19 protein-coding genes are annotated in these 21909 nt (G+C 34.9%); 14 read left to right on the plus strand and 5 right to left on the minus strand.

Annotated features, from left to right (window positions below; translation table 11 throughout):
- Positions 1-413 precede the first annotated feature (413 nt).
- Positions 414-1328, minus strand: a complete 915-nt coding sequence (locus E3U55_RS11825; protein WP_134340688.1) for a glycine betaine ABC transporter substrate-binding protein — start codon at positions 1326-1328, stop codon at positions 414-416.
- A 533-nt stretch (positions 1329-1861) separates the two neighbouring features.
- Between E3U55_RS11825 and E3U55_RS11830 the strand changes: the two genes are divergently transcribed.
- Positions 1862-3055 carry a DUF4317 domain-containing protein gene (locus E3U55_RS11830; RefSeq protein ID WP_134340689.1) on the plus strand — a complete coding sequence of 398 codons (1194 nt, stop codon included), beginning with the start codon at positions 1862-1864 and terminating at the stop codon, positions 3053-3055.
- Between the two features lie 461 nt (positions 3056-3516).
- Here the strand turns inward: E3U55_RS11830 and E3U55_RS11835 are convergent, their stop codons facing one another.
- Positions 3517-3903 carry a fumarylacetoacetate hydrolase family protein gene (locus E3U55_RS11835; RefSeq protein WP_194840903.1) on the minus strand — a complete coding sequence of 129 codons (387 nt, stop codon included), beginning with the start codon at positions 3901-3903 and terminating at the stop codon, positions 3517-3519.
- Positions 3904-4100: 197 nt separating this feature from the next.
- On the opposite strand from E3U55_RS11835, the gene E3U55_RS11840 reads away from it, so the two are divergent.
- The 8 genes from E3U55_RS11840 (at position 4101) to merF (ending at position 10680) form a co-directional block, all read left to right on the plus strand.
- Positions 4101-5801 (plus strand): pyruvate oxidase, encoded by a 1701-nt coding sequence (locus E3U55_RS11840; protein WP_134340691.1) that lies wholly within the window; start codon positions 4101-4103, stop codon positions 5799-5801.
- A gap of 287 nt (positions 5802-6088) precedes the next feature.
- On the plus strand, positions 6089-6352 hold the full coding sequence (locus tag E3U55_RS11845; RefSeq protein ID WP_134340692.1) for a hypothetical protein: 264 nt from the start codon (positions 6089-6091) through the stop codon (positions 6350-6352).
- 71 nt (positions 6353-6423) lie between these two features.
- Positions 6424-7002 carry a GTP cyclohydrolase II gene (gene ribA, locus E3U55_RS11850; RefSeq protein WP_194840904.1) on the plus strand — a complete coding sequence of 193 codons (579 nt, stop codon included), beginning with the start codon at positions 6424-6426 and terminating at the stop codon, positions 7000-7002.
- 81 nt (positions 7003-7083) lie between these two features.
- Positions 7084-8487 carry a sensor domain-containing diguanylate cyclase gene (locus E3U55_RS11855; RefSeq protein ID WP_134340694.1) on the plus strand — a complete coding sequence of 468 codons (1404 nt, stop codon included), beginning with the start codon at positions 7084-7086 and terminating at the stop codon, positions 8485-8487.
- A gap of 13 nt (positions 8488-8500) precedes the next feature.
- Positions 8501-9118: an HD-GYP domain-containing protein gene (locus E3U55_RS11860; RefSeq protein WP_134340695.1), complete on the plus strand. Its 618-nt coding sequence runs from the start codon at positions 8501-8503 to the stop codon at positions 9116-9118.
- 28 nt (positions 9119-9146) lie between these two features.
- Positions 9147-9482: an ArsR/SmtB family transcription factor gene (locus E3U55_RS11865; protein ID WP_134340696.1), complete on the plus strand. Its 336-nt coding sequence runs from the start codon at positions 9147-9149 to the stop codon at positions 9480-9482.
- Positions 9483-9749: 267 nt separating this feature from the next.
- The gene (locus E3U55_RS11870) at positions 9750-10286 is read left to right on the plus strand and encodes a TVP38/TMEM64 family protein (RefSeq protein ID WP_134340697.1); all 537 of its coding nucleotides are present in this window, start codon (positions 9750-9752) and stop codon (positions 10284-10286) included.
- A gap of 166 nt (positions 10287-10452) precedes the next feature.
- On the plus strand, positions 10453-10680 hold the full coding sequence (gene merF / locus E3U55_RS11875) for a mercury resistance system transport protein MerF (protein ID WP_134340698.1): 228 nt from the start codon (positions 10453-10455) through the stop codon (positions 10678-10680).
- A 261-nt stretch (positions 10681-10941) separates the two neighbouring features.
- Here the strand turns inward: merF and E3U55_RS11880 are convergent, their stop codons facing one another.
- The gene (locus tag E3U55_RS11880; RefSeq protein WP_134340699.1) at positions 10942-12204 is read right to left on the minus strand and encodes a glycosyl hydrolase family 18 protein; all 1263 of its coding nucleotides are present in this window, start codon (positions 12202-12204) and stop codon (positions 10942-10944) included.
- 155 nt (positions 12205-12359) lie between these two features.
- On the opposite strand from E3U55_RS11880, the gene merA (E3U55_RS11885) reads away from it, so the two are divergent.
- Positions 12360-14009 (plus strand): mercury(II) reductase, encoded by a 1650-nt coding sequence (gene merA / locus E3U55_RS11885; protein ID WP_134340700.1) that lies wholly within the window; start codon positions 12360-12362, stop codon positions 14007-14009.
- A gap of 233 nt (positions 14010-14242) precedes the next feature.
- Here the strand turns inward: merA (E3U55_RS11885) and E3U55_RS11890 are convergent, their stop codons facing one another.
- Positions 14243-15052, minus strand: a complete 810-nt coding sequence (locus E3U55_RS11890; protein ID WP_134340701.1) for an NAD kinase — start codon at positions 15050-15052, stop codon at positions 14243-14245.
- Positions 15053-15303: 251 nt separating this feature from the next.
- Positions 15304-15507: a hypothetical protein gene (locus tag E3U55_RS11895; RefSeq protein ID WP_134340702.1), complete on the minus strand. Its 204-nt coding sequence runs from the start codon at positions 15505-15507 to the stop codon at positions 15304-15306.
- A gap of 389 nt (positions 15508-15896) precedes the next feature.
- Here E3U55_RS11895 and E3U55_RS11900 point away from each other — a divergent pair, with 389 nt between their 5' ends.
- Genes E3U55_RS11900 through glsA form a run of 4 tightly spaced genes read left to right on the plus strand, consistent with a single transcriptional unit; the run spans position 15897 to position 21676 of the window.
- The gene (locus E3U55_RS11900; protein WP_228547551.1) at positions 15897-17531 is read left to right on the plus strand and encodes an acetolactate synthase large subunit; all 1635 of its coding nucleotides are present in this window, start codon (positions 15897-15899) and stop codon (positions 17529-17531) included.
- A 28-nt stretch (positions 17532-17559) separates the two neighbouring features.
- Positions 17560-18984, plus strand: coding sequence for an NAD-dependent succinate-semialdehyde dehydrogenase (locus E3U55_RS11905; RefSeq protein WP_134340704.1), 1425 nt, complete (start codon positions 17560-17562; stop codon positions 18982-18984).
- A 28-nt stretch (positions 18985-19012) separates the two neighbouring features.
- On the plus strand, positions 19013-20671 hold the full coding sequence (gene merA, locus E3U55_RS11910) for a mercury(II) reductase (RefSeq protein WP_134340705.1): 1659 nt from the start codon (positions 19013-19015) through the stop codon (positions 20669-20671).
- Between the two features lie 48 nt (positions 20672-20719).
- Positions 20720-21676 (plus strand): glutaminase A, encoded by a 957-nt coding sequence (gene glsA / locus E3U55_RS11915; protein ID WP_228547552.1) that lies wholly within the window; start codon positions 20720-20722, stop codon positions 21674-21676.
- The last annotated feature ends 233 nt before the right edge of the window (positions 21677-21909 follow it).

Here is a 21909-nt window from a genome sequence, read left to right on the forward strand (position 1 = left end):
ACAAGATCTATGAAATGACCACAAAGATATTGCCCTTGTACATATTCCTACAGTGTTACGGTTACGATAAAAATAACTAAAAATTTGGGAGGAATATACATGACCAAAGACTCAAAAGCACCTAAGGTAAAAAGGAATGGAAAAGGTAAGAAACCTGATGAACAAAGAAGGGGTAAAGCTAAATCAAGTGCTAGAAATACGGATAATTAAATACTAAAAAGAACTTGTTTTTCATGGTATAAGTTTTTTATGGTGAAATAAGATTTTTATGTCGCGGATATGTTAGGTTTGAGTTCTTTAAGGCTACATTTAAAAAAGCCCTGGTGCTTCAATGGACAACTGTCCACGAATAGCACCAGGGCTTGCTTTGTAAGAAAAACTAATATAAATGTGCGACAACCTTTTGCATATCTTTATTCTTTTGGCTGAAGGTCTTCAATTGAGTCGATATCCATATAGGATGGAACAACCATTCCAATTCTTGCACCTTCAAGAAATGGCCCCAAGTCGTCTATATGATCCTTATGTTTCTCGTAGAAGCTTGCGTGTGTTACGGGCATCCACAAGCCAAATGTAGCGTCGGCTTCACCGTTAGCTAGTGTTTCAAACATCACAGCAACATCTACAGGTGTTGATTCCACTTCATAACCTTTGTTTTTCAAAACTTCTGTCATTACAGCAGTCGCAATGCGGTCAGAATCCCATGGAATTGCTACAATTTCAATCGATCTCCCGTCTACTTCTTGGACACCTTTTGTCCATTCTGCAACTTTGTCTGGGTTATCCTCAATCCATTGAGCTGCAACTTCTGATGGTTCCGCATCATTGATTTGATTCATCATATTTTCCATATCTTCAATTTCTAACTTGAATTGATCAAGCAGTTTATAGGCGTTTGGCATATCTTCTTTAAGCCCTTTACGTGTTCCAGTTCTAATATCCTCTGATCCTCCATAAACTTCCTTTGGATCGTCTAAAAACTTCATGTCAGGGTGTTTCGCAAACATCCAATGGGGTGTCCATCCTGTAATAATAATTGGTTCCTTATTCTCGATAGCTTGATCTAATGCAGATAACATCGCTCCTGTAGAAGAGAAATTTGCCTCCCATCCTTCTAAAGAATCATACTCTTCTAAAGCTAACTCAGTATTTTTACTAGTACCAGCACCAGGCTCAATACCTGTTATTGTGTAATCTACAGCTTCACTGTAGTTTGTATCTTCACTACCGGTTGTACTATCACCTTCATCTGAACCACATCCCGCAACTGTCAAGGTTGCTACCATTGCAACAAGTAAAGATATTAGTTTCCAACGAGTAATTTTCATAAGTCCTAATTCCCCTATCATTATAAGATTTTTGTTTATTATTTTTTGGTATTAAATAATCAATGAAATAATAATCGAGTTGTTAGGCACAACAAGACCAATTATTATTTCACCTGCCCAGTCTCTTTTAAATTTTCCAACTCAATTTAGCTAGCGATATTGTTCCTTGTCGACCTTTTACGTGACTTTATTAGTGATTGTGCCCTATGTAACTATATATTACTTATTGTTAAAGCATCAAATAGTATCGACACTTGTTTTCGTTCAATCTATTCAAATATTGAAGCTGAATGCAATATTTCACTTAAACTCACGAAATTACTCAAACTTTTTGCTATTTACTCATAAAACAATTGTTTACACATATAAAATTTGCTTAATAACACAGGTAATTACATCGTCTTACAAAGTGAAGGCATTTTATGATGTGATTAGTATTTTTTGCTGACCTAAGTAAGTGGTAACTATGATAAAATAGGGCAGTATGCGTGAGAAATTAAATACATAGATCATCAACATGGGAGTGGACAAATTTGAACAAAAAAGACATCGCGAATATTCGTAAGCAATTTAAATTAGATAATGAATTTTTAAATATAAGTGAGATTTTTAATGTGTACATAATGAAAGAATCGAGTGAGATCTATCACCATCAAAGCATGTCATTTGATTTACTTGAAGAAGAACAAAAAGAATTATTTATGAACAACTTCAAAAAAGTTTTGACCGGTCAACTCGATGAAAAGTTATTTGAATTAAAGTTCCAGCGTGAAGTGGAGAACAGCAGTCAGCTTATTCTTCATCAAGGTCTTCTGAGTCAAGAGAGTGAAGATTGGACGAATCAGATGCTTCAATTGGTGGAAAAAATGTTGAAGGAAAAGCAGTATGAAATGGATATTGTGATTACATTTATCCGTGGAGAATACAGAAAACCAACAAAGCGAGCGAGTGAAGAGTCGGAGGAAAGTAGCCGGGATACGGTATATTCCAATCCATTTATTCTGTGCAGTATTAATAAGACACAGGATCCGAAAAAGGAACTTCTATTTGATTATGTAGAAAAAGAGTTTAAATACAATATTGTCGTTGATCCGATTATTAATCTTAAAGCTCCAATTTCAGGTTTTCTATTCCCAAGCATAACGGATGGGGCTGCGGATGTTAATCATGTCCTTTACTCGACAGGGAAAGCCAATGAGCTGGACTATCATCTCATTGAAGAGGTTTTAAATGCTGAAGAAATTATGACTGCTCAAGAGGATAAGGTTGTTTTCGAGGAAATCGTAAAAAATGTAGCGGGTAATCAAATTAATACAGCGACACTTTCTAATGTATATGAGGAAATTCATCGTGTTATAGAAGAGAATGAAGAAGAGGATACTCCGAAATTAGATAACAAAGATGTAGAAAAAGTTCTAAAGAGCAGCGGAGTAAAAGACATTGATAAAGAAAAGGTAGAGAGTGCTTTTAAAACAGTGATTGATGATGAATCATACGAGTTCAAAGCGAGTAGTGTAATTCCGAAATATAATAAGAAATCGATCAAAATAAAAACAAAAGTAGCAGATATATCGGTAAGTCCTCAAGACTTGAAGTATTTAAGACAAGTACATGTGAATGGTAAGCTTTGTTTAATGATTGATGTTGAAGAAAACGCAGAAATTGAAGGGTTTGAAATGATTCCGGAAGTTTTATTCCAGAAAGCTGAGGATTTTTCAGAAGAGTAAATGGTGCCAATAGAGACAGGGAGGAATTCCTGTCTTTATTTTGTGAAAAATTCAATTGACAGATTATTCTTTCAATGCTAATATATTTTTGCTAATATCCCCGTATCATTGATCAATTCTCTGATCAACTCCTAAAATCTTCATTTGATTCTTTCCAAATAAAATTTTAAAACCAACTACATACTGAAAGGAGGGAAGCCCTTTACTATTGTTGGGGATATTATCAAATCCAATTAAACTAGAAGAAGGTGTAACCATGGGACTTGATATGTATCTTTATTCGGCTCCTAAAATTGAAGGATTAAAAATGGAGGAAGTCATCCACGCAAATAATTATTTACCGACTCTCGAGAAGGAAAATAATGATCTTTATTCAAAAGTTAAAGATTATATCAAAGACTTTGAAGAGTTCGGGCATAAATGGAAAAGCCTTTTTACTGAAGAATTGTATTGGAGAAAAGCTAACCATATTCATTCATGGTTTGTTCAACATGTGCAAGGTGGCGAAGATCTAACCCAAGCGCTGCTCCGACTTGCAGTTCGTCATGGCCTTTTGGTAAAGGTACAGGCATTCCATCACTTGAAAATGTATTAACCGGTTTTATATACAAAATCGGCGCTTTAGGAGGAGCCTTGTATGGATCCTCGTTCATTTCAGATTCCAACGCTTCATATTCCCCTTTGTAATTTAGGGCTGTGCCATAAATCTGTCCTGTGATGGGGTTGTCTAGATTTAATTGATTAAATGCATAGTTCTGTTGATTAATCGTAACTTCTTGTTGTTTTTGATGATATTGTCCATGTTTAAGTTGTTTAATTCCTTTTAACTTCACTTGTATGTTAGACACAAGATTCACTCCTACTCGTTTTAGGTTAAAATATGGCGTGAAAATACTATTTTACGTAATATCCATCTTTTTGGCCGTTTTTAGACTTATCTCGAACATACCCCATTAAGTTTAAGTTAATCCGTTTTCATCAATAAATGATTTTATAACATATTGGAAATAATACCAACTAGTAAAAACAGTTAGGAGGTAAATTTATGTTTAGAGCATCTGCGGGTGACTATATGATGGATATTTTGTTAGATTGGGGAGTTGATCACATTTATGGAATGCCAGGGGATTCCATAAATACTTTAATTGAGTCCATAAGAAAGGTAAAAGACCAAATTAACTTTATACAGGTTAGGCACGAAGAAGCTGGCGCTTTAGCAGCAGCAGCTTATGCAAAATTAACAGGTAAGCTTGGTGTTTGTATGGGGATTGCCGGACCTGGTGCCATCCATTTATTAAATGGCCTTTATGATGCAAAATTGGATAAAGCTCCAGTATTAGCCATTGTAGGACAGGTTGAAACAGATTTAATGGGAACAGATTTCTTTCAGGAAATCGATCTAGCTAACCTTTTTAAGGATGTTGCCGTATACAGTCAAATGGTTATGTCTGCCGAACAACTCCCAGCTGTATTAAATCAGGCAATTAGAACAGCTTATGACAAAAAAGGCGTCTCAGTTCTTATCATTCCTGACGATATACCAAAGTTTGAAGTTGAGCGACATGCCCGACAAACAAGTTCTTTTTATGTTCAGTCGAATATACTTCCTCAAGAAAAAGATGTAAAGCAAGCAATTGAAATCTTAAATGAAGCAAAACGGCCGGTTATTTTAGCAGGAAAAGGTGCAAGAGGTGCAAGTGAATCTCTCCTTACATTTGCTGAAAAAATGAAAGCGCCAATTGTTCTTAGTCTACCAGGAAAAGGTGTTATTCCAGATGAACATCCTTATTGTTTAGGAGGACTTGGTTTAATTGGTACCAAACCAGCAACTGTTGCAATGGAAGAAGCTGATGCGTTAATTATGGTTGGCACATCTTTTCCATTTACAGGATTTCTACCTGAAAATGCGAAAACCATACATTTAGACAAAGATCCATCTCAGATTGGAAAACGTTATGCCGTTGATGTTGGACTTGCTGGTGATTCTCTTCAAACATTAAACAGTCTCATAACCTTAGTTGAAAATCACAATGATGGATCTTTTCTGGAGGACTGTCAGGAAAATTTAAAAGAGTGGCGGCAAAAATTACATGAGCAGGAACAAGATGATTCAATCCCCATCAAGCCTCAGCGTGTCATTCGTGCACTGCAGGAAGTGGCAGATGATGATGCCATTCTTTCAGTAGATGTCGGGAATGTCACCGTATGGATGGCCCGCCATTTTAACATGACAAATCAAAAATTTGTCATCTCAAGCTGGCTTGCAACTTTAGGATGCGGCTTACCTGGAGCGATTGCTGGAAGTATCGCTTATCCTGATAAGCAAGTATTTGCCATATGCGGGGATGGTGGTTTCCAAATGATGATGAATGACTTTGTCACCGCTGTAAAATATGACCTTCCACTTGTGGCAATTGTTCTTAACAATCATAAAATCGCAATGATTAAATTCGAGCAGGAAGTAATGGGCAATGCTGAATTTGTTACCGATTTACATAACCCAAATTTCGCTCAATATGCTGATATTTGCGGAGGAATAGGATATCGGGTAGAACAACCTGAGGACTTACTACCTGCATTGAAAAAAGCAATATCAGCAAAAAAACCATGTATTATTGATGTTATTGTGGATGCGAATGAAGCACCATTACCTGCAAAAATAACATTTGGACAGGTGTCAGGCTATGCTCGGCACATGCTAAAAGAATTGTTTCAGGAAGGAACAATCCATAAGCCACCACTCTAAATCAAAAAAGGGAGAAGATGACATAGGGCTTTTTCCTTTTTTGATGTCCATATAGCTAAACAATTAGGTTAGCCAATCTCACTAGGTGCCTTTTTATTTCAAACTGTAGACATGAATTGTGTGTACAGTTTTTTCTTTTAGAACTAATCATCAACAATTGACATATTAAAATAATTTAATATAATGATATATAAGGTGTATTAAGATTTTCATAAAAGCTTCTCTTTATTATACAAATTTGGGTAATAAGAAAATTTAGTTGATCTATAAAAGGAGAACTGATAATAATGACTAAATTATTTTGTAAATCATGTGATGACAATACAAAAGGGAAAAGTAAAACATCTATTAAAACTATCTTTGCAGGGTTAATTGCCCTAGTTGCATGTCCTTGTCATTTAGTAATATTTATACCATTGTTAGCAGGTACAGCATTCGGATCAGTACTCGCACAATATACAGGCATACTTACTGCAATTTTCGCTGTAATATTTGGATTAAGTATTTGGTATTTAATTAAAAATTTAAATACCTCAGAAAAAAAACAATAGCCTTAAACGATATAATTTATCTTAAACTCATGTTTTATATAAGTATCACAGAATAAGGTGGGGAAAAAATAGTGAAAAAGGAAATCGAAATCCAACTACCAACTAAATATGGAAATTTTGCTTCAAGTATTTATAAAGATAGAGAAGGAAAAGAGCATATCTTAATGGTTCATGAAAAAACGAAATTAAATGATGCCGTTATTCTCCGTATTCATTCAGAATGTTTAACAGGTGATCTATTTCACTCATTAAGATGCGACTGTGGTGATCAATTGCATGAATCGTTAAAGATCATAGGAGAAAACGGTGGGATATTAATTTATCTTAGACAAGAAGGAAGAGGAATTGGTTTAACGCAAAAATACTTTGCCTACAAAATTCAAGATGCAGGATATGATACAGTAGAAGCAAATGAAAAGTTAGGTTTTCCATCAGATTTGCGAACTTTTAAACCTGCTGCCTATATACTGAAAGATATCGGTATTAATAAAGTACGGATTTTAACGAATAACCCTCAAAAGATAAAAGAGTTAAAAGATAATAATATTGAAGTGTTACAACGTATTCCATTATTAATACAGTCAAATGAGCATAATGATTTGTACTTGAATACTAAGCAAGAAAAAATGGGTCATTTATTAAATGTTTAAGTTTTAACCTTAAATGTTAACTATCATGGATTCGACCTTTGACCATTTTTATCAGATGGATAGTAATATGGGGGTGAGGTTTTGGAGTCAACTATAACAAAAAGTATAGAAGATACTTTAAGTAATATTAAAATTATTACTGGTAGCATGGATTGTCAGTTGATTACGATTGAAGGTTCTTGGGATGTTTGTAAACAACGGTGTGAATTCCCGTCACAATTTGTATTTCGACCTTCTGATCACGCGAAAAATTATATAGCGGAACATAATAACATTCACATTCTGGATCAAAGAGGGATTAAAGATTTAGAGTTGAAAATACAAAATAATTCATACATTTTTATTCCATTAACATTTGAATCTATGAATTTGGGGGTAATCTTACTAGAACATACTTTAAAAGACTTATCTCCATCACAGGAACTCTTTTTTAGTTCTGTAGCAAATACAGCATCAATTGCGATCGGAAACGCACTAAAAGCATGTTTGTTTTCTATCCTTGAACATATAAGTCATCTCTTTACAGAACGTATGGAGCTGGATCATAGACTTCAAATCATAGCGGATGGTACAAAAAATACGTTCGGTCAAGAATTTGATTGTGAAATCTTTCTGTACGACCCAGTCACAGAGACATTGAATTTAAGGGCTTCTACAAAAACTTCTAGGAAGTTTTGGGAAATGTATACGACTAATTCAAATCAAGGATTAAATGGATGGGTGATAAAAAATAAAAAACCTATCGGTATTTCAGATGTAACTAAGGACTCAAGAGCTATTCAAGAACATGCAGATTTAAACAAGATAATAGGAGTAGCGATAACTCCAATTATTAATCACGGTCGCATTTTAGGTGTTATTAACCTGTTGTCTGATAAGCCAAAAGATTTTTTCGCTGAAGAAATTTGGATTCTTCAGATGTTGGCACAACAAGCTGGAAACGCCTTGGCGGAGGCAATTGCCTACGAACAAATGGAAGAGTTAGCAATGATCGATCCAGTTACTAAAGCCTATTCTCGTCAATACCTAGAATCAAAAGGTAAACTTGAAATTCAAAAAGCGATAGAATCAGGGGAATCACTGTCTTTACTAATGCTAGATATTGACTTCTTTAAAAAAGTTAATGATACGTACGGTCATCAGATTGGTGATAAAATACTAAAACAAGTATCCTCAGTAATAAAAAATAATATTCGAACAACTGATGTTTTTGCACGATATGGCGGAGAAGAGTTTATTATTTTATTACCGAGAGTAAGTCAATCTATGACAATTGAAATAGCGGAAAGAATACGTAAACGAATCATGGAAGAAACTGAACCAATTGTTACAATTTCGATTGGAATTTCATTTTTATCCCCTAACAATACATCAATCGATAAATTAATTGAGAAAGCTGATTATGCACTATATCATAGTAAAGAAAACGGTCGGAATAAAGTAAGTATTTATGATAAGTTAATGGTTAGTGAAAAACGGAAGTGAGAAGTATCTAGATATGGTAAATGCATTATGTGACGATTCAAAAACAACTAATATGATGGAAAAATTATTTGCTAAAGATCCCATTACATTTTATCATTCACAAAGGGTTGGCCATCTTTCCAAAAAATTTACAGATTGGCTACAACTTGATTTAGCTACTACTTCCAATATACATGTGGGTGCTCTTTTACATGATATAGGAAAGTTAATGATCAATGATAGCATTCTTAAGAAAACTGGGCCATTAACCAAAATGGAATATAACCTGATAAAGGAGCATCCTAATATAGGTGGAAAAATTGTAAAACCTTGTTCATTTCCCAACAGTATTGTCAATATTATTAAATTTCATCATGAAAGATGGGATGGTGAGGGGTACCCAAAAGGATTATCAAAAAAAGATATTCCATATGAAGCTCGACTAGTTTGTGTAGTTGATGCTTTTGATGCTATGGTAGTTAATCGGATTTATACCAAAGAGAAGAAGACCATAAGTGATGCGTTACAAGAGCTGTTAGATTGTGCGAATTCACAATTTGACCCAAGTATAGTAGATGAGTTTGTGTTGTTTGTTAATAAAAGTTCATTTGAACAGGATTTTTTTAAGTGGTATCATAATAATATAATATGATGATAATTAATTATTAAGGAGGATAAACATGGACTCTAATCTTGAATTTCAAGAGAATATTGCACCTGAATTGTATGCAAAGTTTTTTCATGGATTATCGAACCCCACAAGGTTTAAAATAGTTCAATCTCTTTTGGAAAAAGAAATGAATGTTACGGAATTGATGGATGAGCTTGGGTTGAAGCAGGCACAGGTATCTAATCAGTTAGCGTGTCTAAAATGGTGTGGTTATGTGAGTACTCGTCAAGAAGGAAAATTTATTTACTATCAAATCAAAGATGAAAGGGTTCGAGAGATTTTGAACCTTGCTACGCAACTTGTCAATGATAATGCACATCATATTAGTCAGTGCATAAGAATGTAAATTGGGCAGGAATTTAACTGTCCGATTTTTTTATTAAAAACGTTCCCTTAACTTTCTAAAATTAATGAAGCATAGAGGGGAGAGTTTAGTATAAAAAGTTATCGGTGGATTATTTTAATAGTTGTCACTATATTTATTTTAACGATTCTAACGATTCCATCTATTAGGAATTTAATTATAAATCTTTTTTCGACCCAAGGTTTAGAAAATTTAAAATATTACATTAAATCACTTGGCAATTTAGGACCGATTTTTGCAGTCTTTTTAATGGTTTTACACAGTATCGTATTTATTCCTTCAGAAATCATTTTATTTGCAAACGTCTATATTTACGGTTTTACATTAGGACTTTTATATACTTGGATAGGCTCTATGTTAGGAGCTTATTTATCCTTTTATTTAGCACGCTTATATGGGAGACCATTAGTAGAAAAATTTATTTCTAAGGAAAAACTCGACAAATTCGACCAATGGTTTAATATGAATGGGACCTTTGGTTTGTTTATTCTACGTCTCATCCCGTTATTTTCATTTAATTTATTAAATTATGGTGCAGGTTTCGTTTCAATTACTTTTTGGCAATTTACATGGTCAACTGCAATTGGTATTATACCACCAATGGTTGTGATGACTTGGTTATATATAAGTTCATTAGACAATAATTGGGGGTTCATTATCTTATTAGCTATAATCGTCTTGATTTTTTCTTTGAAAATTTTCAAAAAAAAAAATCAGAAGATAGGAATCAATGAGTTGGCACAAGCATGCAAGTTATCCTACGGATTAACTTTCCCTCATTTATAAAGGTTCACTAAAAACAAGGAGATGTTTTGAAACCCTTGTACAAATTCATGATTTTAAGAGAATCTAAATGTAAGCAGGATTACATTTTTACTTAACACATTAATATATCATAATATTTGAATGATTTGATTTTTAATTAATGAAAATATAAGGGGAGATAAATAAGGTGAAAAAACAAAAGAAGAGGCTTCTAGTAACAGGTGTGGTTGGGACAGTTGTAACATTTTTATGTTGTTTCACTCCTGTCCTTTTAATTTTATTAGGATCAGTTGGACTAGGGGCACTCACAGGATATTTAGATTACGTACTTTTCCCTGTATTAGCTATTTTTATTGGTTTAACATTCTATGCTTTTTATAAAAACGAAAAATCTATTTCCAATGGTGAAAAATAGTTTTGTGTTTATTTTAGAGCAGGTGAAATTGCATGAGTGTAAAGTATTAAGAGAGGAATTTTCAATTCAAAGGATGAATTATTGCTCTGGATGTGAAGATTATGAAAGTGATCCACTATAATTTTGAATTGAAAACAGGAAAAGGGAATAGCCTCCCCATCTTCATACCCTAATGAGGAACACCCTGAAACAAAAGGACAAGAAGGCAATATCTAATTCCTGTTTTCTGCTCTACTATGATTAATGTTTTTTGTACAATACTTAAATAACCTTCTTTATATTAAAAAATTTTAACATTAATGACGGGGCTTGTGGGAACTCAAGTCCTATCTGCCATGCACCCATACCACGTAACCTATACTCACGGACTAATAGCATTTTGGCTGCAAAACTTCGAGAATCTTCAAACCAGACCACATGTGTTCTTCCTTTATTGTCTTGGTATTGAAACCATGGAGCTTGATGTTGCTGAGAATAAAATATAGGTACCTGATAATTCATTGCACGCCTAGTTGCTTCTAGTGAAGAAATTGCTTTCCCACTATACTCATTACCTTCTAGCAATGTCCAATCATATCCATACCTCGGAAAACCTAAAATGACCTTTTTGCTATTCATTCGGTTGATTGCATACTCAATCGTATTTCGAACCTGTTCAATGGGGGCAACAGGTCCAGGCACACCACCTGCATGGTGCCAATCATATGCCATAATAAAAACTAAGTCTACAGCAGAACCAATCCCTCCATAATCATACCCCAAAAGCCACGGAATCTCGTCACTTGTTTTTGGTGGGATAGCAACAGAGGTGATATATCCATGTGGCTTTAATCTTTCGCTCAATAATCTCAAAAATCCAGAAAATAAATCTCTGTCGTCCGCATGAACCCCTTCAAAATCTATGTTTACTCCCATATATTGTTTTGTTGATAGTAACGAGAAAATGTTTTCAATTAATCTATTTCTTAACTCAGGGGAATTAAGTACTTCATGAACTAACTCCCCACTAAACCCTGATTCTGTCAAATTTGTTATGGTTGCGATGGGAGCTGAATGATTATTTTTAGCTGTTTGAATCGCTGTTTCATCATTTAAATCGCTTAACGACCCATCACGATAGAAGTGATATTCGAACAATGGTATATAACTAATGAGTGGTGATAATAACTGAATGAGTTCCTTATCTTTTTCAGGTGTACGAATGGTAACATATCCCATACTATTTATTGGATAGCTTGGAAGTTCAGGAATTTTCAACCTCATTCCAACGGTTAATTGATAAGGATTCCAAAAATTATTTGTGGCCATCAAAGACTCTACAGGAACATAAGTCATTTGGGATATCGTATAAAAACTATCTCCCGGTTGAACATTGTAAACAGACTGAGGAATAGCAATTGATTGCCCTGGAACGATATTTGTGTTTGTAATTCCATTTAGAGTCATGATTGACTGATAAGAAACTTCGTATTTCCTTCCAATGGAAAATAAAGAATCGCCTTCCTTTACAGTATAAATAAACAAGTATATCCACCTCCAAATCAATGAATTCTATATACTATTTAACAATATGCAACACAATAATTTAATATGTTGAAACAAAACATTTGCAATAACATATTAAGATATTATAATATAAATAGAGTAATCACATTTTATTTATGGAAGGTGAGTTTTTAATGACTGAAAAAAACATTAGAGTTATATTACCGGTTCAGGGAATGACATGCACAAGTTGTGAGGTACATGTGACGAAAGCCTTACAAGAGATTGGAGCAGCAAATATTGAAACAAGCTTTCAAAAAGGAGAAACTTTGTTTGAAATAAACGAGCAAGGAATTGACCAAGCCAAAGATGCCATAAAAAAAACCGGTTATGATATAGGAGAAGAACAAATCTTAACAGGTAATGAAAATCAACTAGATGATCTTACAGGAGATTATGATCTTTTAATTATTGGTTCTGGCGGGGCTGCCTTCTCAGCTGCCATTAAGGCTGTAGAGAAAGGTGCAAAGGTTGCAATGGTGGAACGTGGAACGATTGGTGGAACATGTGTCAATATTGGTTGTGTACCTTCAAAAACGTTGTTACGTGCCGGAGAAATCAATCATTTTGCAAAGCAAAATCCATTCAATGGCTTAAATCTATCTGCAGGTCCAGTTGAATTAAATAAACTTACAGAACAAAAGTCTGATTTAGTAGAAAGTTTACGAAACAAAAAATATGTTGATTTAATTGACGAATATGGTTTTGAGTTAATAAAAGGAGCAGCTAAATTTGTTGATGAACAAACAATAGAGGTAGATGGTAAAACAATCACAGCTAAAAAGTTCTTGATTGCTACTGGCGCTTCTTCAACAATTCCTAATATCCCAGGATTAGATGATGTTGATTATTTAACTAGTACAACAGCACTTGAATTAAAGGAAGTACCTTCACGTCTTGCTGTAATTGGATCAGGGTACATTGCGATGGAATTAGGGCAACTATTTAACAATTTAGGTTCTCAAGTTACACTTATGCAACGAGGTGAACGTTTAGTAAAAGAATATGATCCAGAAATTTCAGAGGCAATTGATGAAGCATTGACAGAACAAGGTTTACAATTTATCACAGGGGTTACTTACAAAAAAGTTGAGCAAGAGGGTAGCTTGAAAAGGGTGTATCTTGAAGTTAATGGAGAAGAAAAGGTTATTGAGGCAGAAGAGATTTTAGTTGCAGCTGGCAGAACACCGAATACATCATCTTTAAATCTGGATAAAGCCGGTGTAAGAATTGGAAATCGTCAAGAAGTATTTGTAGACGAATACTTACAAACATCAAACCCAAGAATTTACGCAGCTGGTGACGTGACGCTTGGACCACAATTCGTTTATGTAGCAGCATATGAAGGTGGAATTGTTGCAGAAAATGCTCTTGGATTAGGCAAACGTACTGTTGATTTACGTTTTGTTCCAGCAGTAACGTTTACGAATCCTTCCATTGCCGCCGTAGGATTAACAGAGAAGCAAGCAAAGGATAAAGGGTACGATGTTAAAGTTTCTGTATTACCATTAGATGCAGTACCACGTGCACTTGTCAATCGGGAAACAAAAGGTGTGTTCAAACTAGTGGTTGATGCGAATACACAAAAATTAATAGGTACTCAAATTGTAGCCGAAAATGCCGGTGATGTCATTTACTCTGCTACACTTGCGATTCAATTTGGTTTAACAATTGATGATTTAAAATCTACACTTGCTCCTTATTTAACGATGGCCGAGGGATTAAAGTTGGCTGCGTTAACTTTTGATAAAGATGTTTCAAAGTTATCTTGTTGTGCAGGATAGAAAAAAACCTTCTCTAATTGAGGTGAGATAAATGTGTTGTATCAATCCAAACATGTTTAAGGACTCAAAAGATAACACTAAAAAACAAGAGTTCGAAGGGTGTACAAAAAAAGGCAGAACAAAAATAAATAGTTTGTTCTTGACAGTGGGAATTTTAGCCTTTGCAATCGTTGTCTCCTTTTTACGTTAATTAAAAGAAAGCACCTTAGGGGTTTGTACCCTTTGGTGCTTTCTTATTTATGGATATCTGTTTCTATCAAAAATTTTTCTTTCACCCTCTTCCAAAAAGGGAAGGGTCTATATCGCGCAAAGCTTATTTTTTCTTCAGCAACCTTTATCCCGATTCTTTTTATTATTCCTAGATTATACTCGGTTCCATCTATTCCTAACAATATCTCCTTGTTTGTTTTTGGTATATGTAGTGTTAAAGGTTGTTCTTTTGGTAAAATAAGTGGGCGATTTAGCGTACGATATACACTGTTGTTAATGGAAGCAATTTCTGTGACTTGCATTGCTTCGATTGTGGGATGAATAATACTTCCCCATAATGAATGGTTATATGCAGTAGATCCAGAGGGGGTAGAAATAATGATCCCATCACCTTTAAACGATTCAAAATGATCATTATTTATTTCCACCTCTAACACCATCGTTGAAATGGATTTGCTTTTTATGACAATTTCATTTAAGGCTAAAAAGGACTTTCTTTCTCCTGATTCCAGCTCGAATTCTCCTTTTATTAGTGGGCATCTGTCAAGAATTGGATCCTCATTCATGATTTTTTCTAATAGTAAATCTGCTTCATCAGCTTGCCAATCAGCGTAGAATCCTAATGTTCCCGTGTGTAATCCCACAAAAGAGGTGGATTCCGTATAAAATTCTTTAAAACCTTTTAACATTGTACCGTCCCCACCAATTGAAACGACCAAGTCGGGTGAATTATTTAGTTGGATTCCTTCTTCTAATAATCTTTTTTTGAATTTTTCACCAATTTCTCGACTAGTTGTATCTGGTCTTTCGATAATCTGAAAAGATCTTATCATAAAATACTCCTTTATCTTTTAGATATTATAGTTTCCCTGTGTCTTACATGATAATTCACTATGTTTATTTTCTCCTTTATTCTAAGTTAAACATTTTTTGTGTATTTCAAAATCAAACAAAGGCCGGGGATACGCATACTAGACCTGATTTATTATAGTCCCTATCGTATTAATTACCAGGCTCCAATCGAAATTGGAAGCCAGGCTGGAATAAGTGTTTTACTATTTATTATTTATGTGAGTCAGTTTAACTATTGATGAGGGATTTTTTTGTCATTTTCTTTGATTTTTCGATTTTCATTGAAATGATAAACAGGACGGTCAATATCACTGTCATTGCTATCTGTTGCTGCACCATTAACTGAAATACCCGCAATAGCTACATCCTGTAGACGACTTGCATTGTTTATAGGTAAAATGTTTTTTTCACTATTTAAAGAATTATCTTTTTCCACTTTTATCACCTCCACTGTTAATATGTCCAAACCCATAAATAAAAGACTCTTGTACTGATCATTATCTTTCCATTAGAAGTACTAGCTAACAAGGAATTCCTTTGGCCTATATCCCTTTATCTTATATCCATTAAGAACCCCTAAATATACACTCCAAATAAATAAGAAGCATGTAATATAGATTCAATCCTGGGATGCCTGATGTATTCAACCTCTAAAATCATTTTAAAAAAGGCAATAACCGTTTCTTTAACTTTTAAGTTAAGGGTTTATTATAAATGAAATAATTTTAAGGTTATGTAACACAATAGTCATAGATAAACAAATTCTATTAATTACTTAACAATAGATAACCGTTTACAAATTCTTTTTTTGAAAGGTTGGGTAGGATGAGAACAGCGAATCTTATCGTAAAAATGTTAGAACATGAAGGAGTTGAATATATATTCGGAGTCCCTGGTGAAGAAAATTTAGATATTATGGATGCCTTATTAGATTCTAAAATTGAATTCATTGTAACGAGACATGAAACAGGTGCAGCCTTTATTGCAGGGACATATGGGCGTTTAACAGGAAAACCTGGAGTATGTTTATCTACATTGGGGCCTGGTGCAACCAATCTACTTACTGGCGTAGCAAATGCCAATATGGATCGTTCCCCAATCGTTGCAATTACAGGGCAAGCCGGGTTAGATCGTCAACACAAAGAATCGCATCAGTATTATGATTTAATCTCTATGTATGCTCCTGTTACAAAATGGAATGCTGCAATAAAAAGTAGAGAAATCATTTCAGAGGTAATTCGTAAGGCTTTTCATGTTGCTTCTGGAGAAAAGCCAGGGGCTACACATATTGATATCCCTGAAGACATTGCAGCCATAGACGTTGAAGAACAACCTCCTTTATTTAAGGTTGAGCATCAATTGTCTGAAGCAGGTGATGAAGTGATTGAGAAAGTTAAAGATGAAATAACAAATGCTAAAAATCCGTTGATTCTTGCTGGAAATGGAATCACTCGTGGAAATGCATCTAAACAATTGATAACTTTGGTGGAAAAATACTCCATTCCTGTTACACATACCTTTATGGGGAAGGGAGCTTTACCATGGACTCATGAGCTGAGTTTATTTACAGCTGGGCTAGGTGGGAAGGATTACATCACATGTGGTTTCGAAAATGCTGATTTAATTATTACAATTGGGTTTGATATGGCAGAATATCCACCAGTTAATTGGAACCCTACTGGAGACAAAGTTATTCTACATATAGATACAACTGAGGCTGAGACAGATTCTCATTATCCAGTAAATTTAAATGTTATTGGTGATATTGCAAGTAATTTAGAAAAGATAACAGATTCTCTTCCTGAAAGAAAAGAAATAAGTCCATGGATTTCTAGGCTTAGAAAAAATATGCTAGATGAACTTAAAGAATATGAAAATGATACAGAATTCCCTTTAAAACCTCAACGAATTATTTCCGATCTTCGTTCTGTCATGGGAGAAGACGATATTGTGTTATCGGATGTAGGGGCACATAAGATGTGGTTAGCTAGGATGTATCATTGCTATCAGCCAAACACGATGTTAATTTCAAATGGTTTAGCGTCTATGGGAATTGCATTACCTGCAGCGATTGGGGCAAAACTGGTTTATCCAGATCGTAAAATTGTTGCAGTTTGTGGGGACGGGGGATTTCAAATGACAAGTGCAGAACTCGAAACAGCTGTGCGCCTAAAATTACCTATTGTTATTTTACTATGGAGAGATGACGGATACGGACTCATTGAATGGAAGCAAATGAAAGCATTTAATCGGGCATCACATATTAAATTTGGTAATCCGGATTTTGTTAAACTTGCTGAATCTTATGGAGCTAAGGCTTTTCGGATTAACAAGACAGAAGAACTAAAACCAGTCCTTCAACAAGCTTTAAAATTAGATCAACCTGTTTTAATTGATTGTCCAGTAGATTATGGTGAAAATCTTAAATTGACAAAGCGATTAGGGGAGTTAATTTGTTAAAGGTTTCAATTTTGAAAGGTGGGGTTTTATGAATAAATTCATGTTCATTTCAGGTCAATGGGTAGGAAAAGAACTAGAGAAAATCCCCGTTTATAACCCTGCAAATGGAACAATTGTTGGAACGATTCCTAAAGGAGGTACTGAAGAAGCAAAAAAAGCAATTGATGCTGCATCTGATGCATTTCCAACGTGGTCTCAATTAACAGTTTATGAGCGCTCAAATTATTTAGAAAAATTATTTCAACTTATGAACAAATATGAAAATGAGATTGCAGAAATCATGGCCTTAGAAATGGGAAAACCAATGAATGATTCCATTGGGGAAGTGAAATACGCTGCATCATTTATTAAATGGTTTTCGGAAGAAGGGAAAAGGGTATATGGAAGAATGATTCCATCCGATCGAGGTGGAAAAAGGTTACAAGTAATAAAACAACCTGTTGGTGTTGTCGGTGCTATAACACCATGGAATTTTCCAGCAGCAATGGTTACAAGGAAATTGGGTCCAGCATTAGCATCTGGATGCACGATCGTTATTAAACCTCCCACAGAAACTCCTTTAACAGCGATTCGCTTAGTTGAATTATGTGAGGAGGCAGAAATTCCAAATGGTGTTGTGAATTTGGTTACAGGCCGTGCAAGTGAAATAGGTGATGAATTATTAACCAATCCAAAAGTAAGAAAGATTACGTTCACTGGCTCTACGGAGGTTGGGAAATTACTTATCCAAAAAAGTGTTGATCAGGTCAAGAAGTTGTCATTAGAACTAGGAGGTCATGCTCCAATACTTGTTTTAGAAGATGCAGATTTAGATATTGCTGCAAAAGGGGTACTCGCATCAAAATTTCGAAATAGTGGACAAACATGCATAGCAGGAAATCGGATTTATGTACATGAAAAAGTCTATGACGATTTTATTCTGAAATTTAAAGAGTTAACAGCTAAATTGAAAGTTGGAGATCCTATGTCTATAGATACAGATATTGGACCATTAATTAATCAAGACGCTTATGAAAAAGTAAAGAACCATGTAGATGATGCTATTGGAAAAGGAGCTTTATGTGTGTTAGGTGGAGAGGGAGAAGAGAAAAACAACACCTATTTTTATCAACCTACCATTTTAAAAGATGTTACACCAGACATGTTAATTATGAATGAAGAAACGTTTGGTCCAATAGCACCTATTCAAAAAATATACAATGATGATGAAGCCATTCAATATGCAAATGATACACCATTTGGTCTGGCCGCATATGTGTTTACTGAAAGTTATAAACGGGCCAATCGAATTATTGAACAGTTAGATTTTGGTATTATTGGTTGGAATGATGGTGTTCCTTCTGCTGCACAAGCACCATTTGGAGGGATGAAACAGAGTGGTATAGGAAGAGAAGGAGGTATTGAAGGAATAGAAGTTTTCTTAGAAACAAAATATATATCTATTGGGTATTAAAATCATGAAATACGAAAGGAGTTTTAAAATGAGCGAAAACTTAATTAAAGTGAGACTACCAGTTGAGGGTATGACATGTACAGGGTGTGAGGAACATGTGATAGAAGCATTAAATAAGGCTGGGGCAAAAAATGCCGAAGCTGATTTTAGAAGAGGTGAAGCAACTTTTAAAATAGGGGAAAATAAACTAAACGCTGCAAAAGAAGCGGTTCGTGGAACGGGATATAAACCAGGAAATGAAGCAATTATATATGATGAAAAGGACAGGAAGAAATCGACTGAACAACATGATGGAGAGTATGATTTAATAATTATTGGATCTGGTGGTGCTGGATTTTCTGCGGCTATTCAAGCAGTGGAAAAGGGAGCCAAGGTCCTTATGGTGGAACGAGGAATAACTGGGGGAACTTGTGTAAATATTGGTTGTGTACCTTCTAAAACAATGTTACGTGCAGGAGAAATCAATCACTTGGCGACCTCAAATCCGTTTAACGGACTTCAAACTTCGGCTGGCCCCGTAAATTTAGCTGATCTTATCGGACAAAAAGATGATTTAGTAGAGGGTCTCCGTACTAAGAAATATGTTGATTTAATTGATGAGTATGGTTTTGATTTTATTCAAGGTGAAGCAAGATTTGTGAAAGAAAATGCGATTGAAGTGAATGGGGAAACAAAAACAGCGAAAAAATTTATGATTTCTACCGGAGCTTCTCCTTCGGCTCCAAACATACCAGGTTTAACAGATATCGATTACTTAACAAGTACAACTTTACTTGAGCTTAAGGAAGTCCCGAAACGATTAGCAGTAATTGGTTCTGGTTATATCGCAATGGAATTAGGTCAAATGCTCCATAATCTAGGTTCGGAAGTAACATTAATGCAACGTAGTGAAAGATTACTAAAAGGGTCTGATCCAGAAATTTCTGATGCCGTATCAACCTTTTTAAATGAGAAAGGAATTAATATGTTAACTGGCGTTACTTATAAAAGAGTTGAAAAAAATGGGAATGAAAAAAGAATTCACATTGAGAAGGACGGGGAAGAACAAGTTATTTCAGCGGATCAAATATTAGTTGCAGCTGGTAGAACCCCTAATACCGCTTCATTAAATTTAGAAGCTGCAGGAGTAAAAGTAGGGAAAAGAGGAGAAGTGATTGTCAATGATTATCTCGAAACAAGTAATGCAAATATATACGCAGCAGGAGATGTTACATTAGGACCTCAGTTTGTTTATGTTGCAGCTTACGAAGGAGCTATTGTTGCAGATAACGCAATTGGTGCTGCCAAGAGGAAAGTTGATCTTCGTTATGTCCCAGCAGTAACGTTTACAAACCCATCTATTGCATCTGTAGGTCTAACAGAAGAGAAAGCAAAGGAAGAAGGGTATGAAGTTAAAACCTCAGTGCTACCGTTAGATGCTGTTCCAAGGGCTCTTGTGAACCGTGAAACAACAGGAGTGTTCAAATTAGTAGCAGATGAAAAAACAGGGAAATTAATTGGGGCTCATATTGTTGCGGAAAATGCAGGTGATATTATCTATGCGGCTACAATAGCGATTCAATTTGGATTAACCATTGAAGATCTAAAAGAAACATTATGTCCGTATTTAACAATGAGTGAAGGATTAAAACTAGCCGTATTAACCTTTGGAAAAGATGTATCAAAGTTATCTTGTTGTGCGGGCTAATAAAATTCGATCAACAAAAGGCCTCTTAATTCATAGAGGCCTTCAATTTTGAATAATAAATTAAAGGAAGTTAAAGAAATGAAACGTGATGAGTTGGAAGAAATTTTGGAAGCGAATCGTTACTATATAAGAGGTGGCAAACTGGCAAATTATATACCAGAACTAGCTAATGCAAACCCAAATACCCTAGGAATAACGATTGCCTATTCAAACGGTGAAATAATAAGTGTTGGAAATTGTGAAGAAATGTTTACCATACAAAGCATTTCAAAAATAATAAGTTTAATCATGGCACTTCAGGATCATGGTCACGAAAAAGTATTTTCAATAGTGGGTATGGAGTCCAGTGGTGAGCCATTTAATTCTGTATCAGAACTAGAAACAAAAGAAAGTCATAAACCACTTAATCCATTAATTAATGCTGGGGCGATAGCAGTTGCCTCCATGATAAAAGGTCAAAATGTTAATGAACGATTTTCAAAAGTATGTCAATTTTTATATCGTATTACAGGAAATGAGAACGTAACTTTAAATAGGCGTGTATATGAATCTGAAAGAGAGACGGGTGACCGAAACCGTTCTCTTGCGTATTTCATGAAAAGTACAGGTGTAATCAAATCTGATGTAGAAGAAGCGTTAGATTTATACTTTCGACTCTGTTCAATAAGTGTAACCTGTTCAGATTTGGCGAAAATTGGTCTCTTTTTAGCTATGGGAGGGATTGGTCAAGGGAGTCAATTAAAGAAAGTCTCTCCTGAAATTGTGCAATTTGTCCTTTCAATTATGTTAACAGCTGGCATGTATAATCAATCCGGGGAATGCATGATGAAAATAGGTGTCCCAGCGAAAAGTGGAGTAAGTGGTGGCATTTTAGCGGTAGCCCCGAATCAAATGGGGATCGGCATTATTGGTCCGTCTATTAACGATAAAGGTAATAGTATTGCTGGGTTAAAGATCTTGGAGGATATATCAAGGAGATATAAACTACATTTATTTTCCAAATAGTCTAGTGGATTTGTATTGCCATTTCGCTCATTTCAATTGAACCTTTACAAGGGGGGAGAACCACATGCCCCTATTGTAAAGGTTTTTTGTTACCGAAACAGATATCAAGGATTATTTTTATCAATGTCAAAGGTTTCTTAACTCGCACCTATTTGTTGCTTGATATTCAATGCTGTTGAGGGGGCATGGGTCCACCTCTTTATGAAAGGATTCCTTCGGAATAAATGGTGGGG

The organism is Filobacillus milosensis (genome assembly GCF_004402015.1).
Taxonomy (GTDB): Bacteria; Bacillota; Bacilli; order Bacillales; family Alkalibacillaceae; genus Filobacillus; species Filobacillus milosensis.

What these genes read in the sequence shown, in the direction of transcription:
- merA (WP_134340705.1), top strand. Translation starts at nt 19,013, where the DNA reads ATGAGCGAAAACTTAATTAAAGTGAGACTACCAGTTGAGGGTATGACA.
- E3U55_RS11865 (WP_134340696.1), top strand. Translation starts at nt 9,147, where the DNA reads ATGGACTCTAATCTTGAATTTCAAGAGAATATTGCACCTGAATTGTAT.
- E3U55_RS11890 (WP_134340701.1), bottom strand. Translation starts at nt 15,052, where the DNA reads ATGATAAGATCTTTTCAGATTATCGAAAGACCAGATACAACTAGTCGA.
- E3U55_RS11825 (WP_134340688.1), bottom strand. Translation starts at nt 1,328, where the DNA reads ATGAAAATTACTCGTTGGAAACTAATATCTTTACTTGTTGCAATGGTA.
- E3U55_RS11840 (WP_134340691.1), top strand. Translation starts at nt 4,101, where the DNA reads ATGTTTAGAGCATCTGCGGGTGACTATATGATGGATATTTTGTTAGAT.
- E3U55_RS11870 (WP_134340697.1), top strand. Translation starts at nt 9,750, where the DNA reads ATGGTTTTACACAGTATCGTATTTATTCCTTCAGAAATCATTTTATTT.
- E3U55_RS11900 (WP_228547551.1), top strand. Translation starts at nt 15,897, where the DNA reads ATGAGAACAGCGAATCTTATCGTAAAAATGTTAGAACATGAAGGAGTT.
- merA (WP_134340700.1), top strand. Translation starts at nt 12,360, where the DNA reads ATGACTGAAAAAAACATTAGAGTTATATTACCGGTTCAGGGAATGACA.
- E3U55_RS11905 (WP_134340704.1), top strand. Translation starts at nt 17,560, where the DNA reads ATGAATAAATTCATGTTCATTTCAGGTCAATGGGTAGGAAAAGAACTA.
- E3U55_RS11860 (WP_134340695.1), top strand. Translation starts at nt 8,501, where the DNA reads ATGGTAAATGCATTATGTGACGATTCAAAAACAACTAATATGATGGAA.
- E3U55_RS11845 (WP_134340692.1), top strand. Translation starts at nt 6,089, where the DNA reads ATGACTAAATTATTTTGTAAATCATGTGATGACAATACAAAAGGGAAA.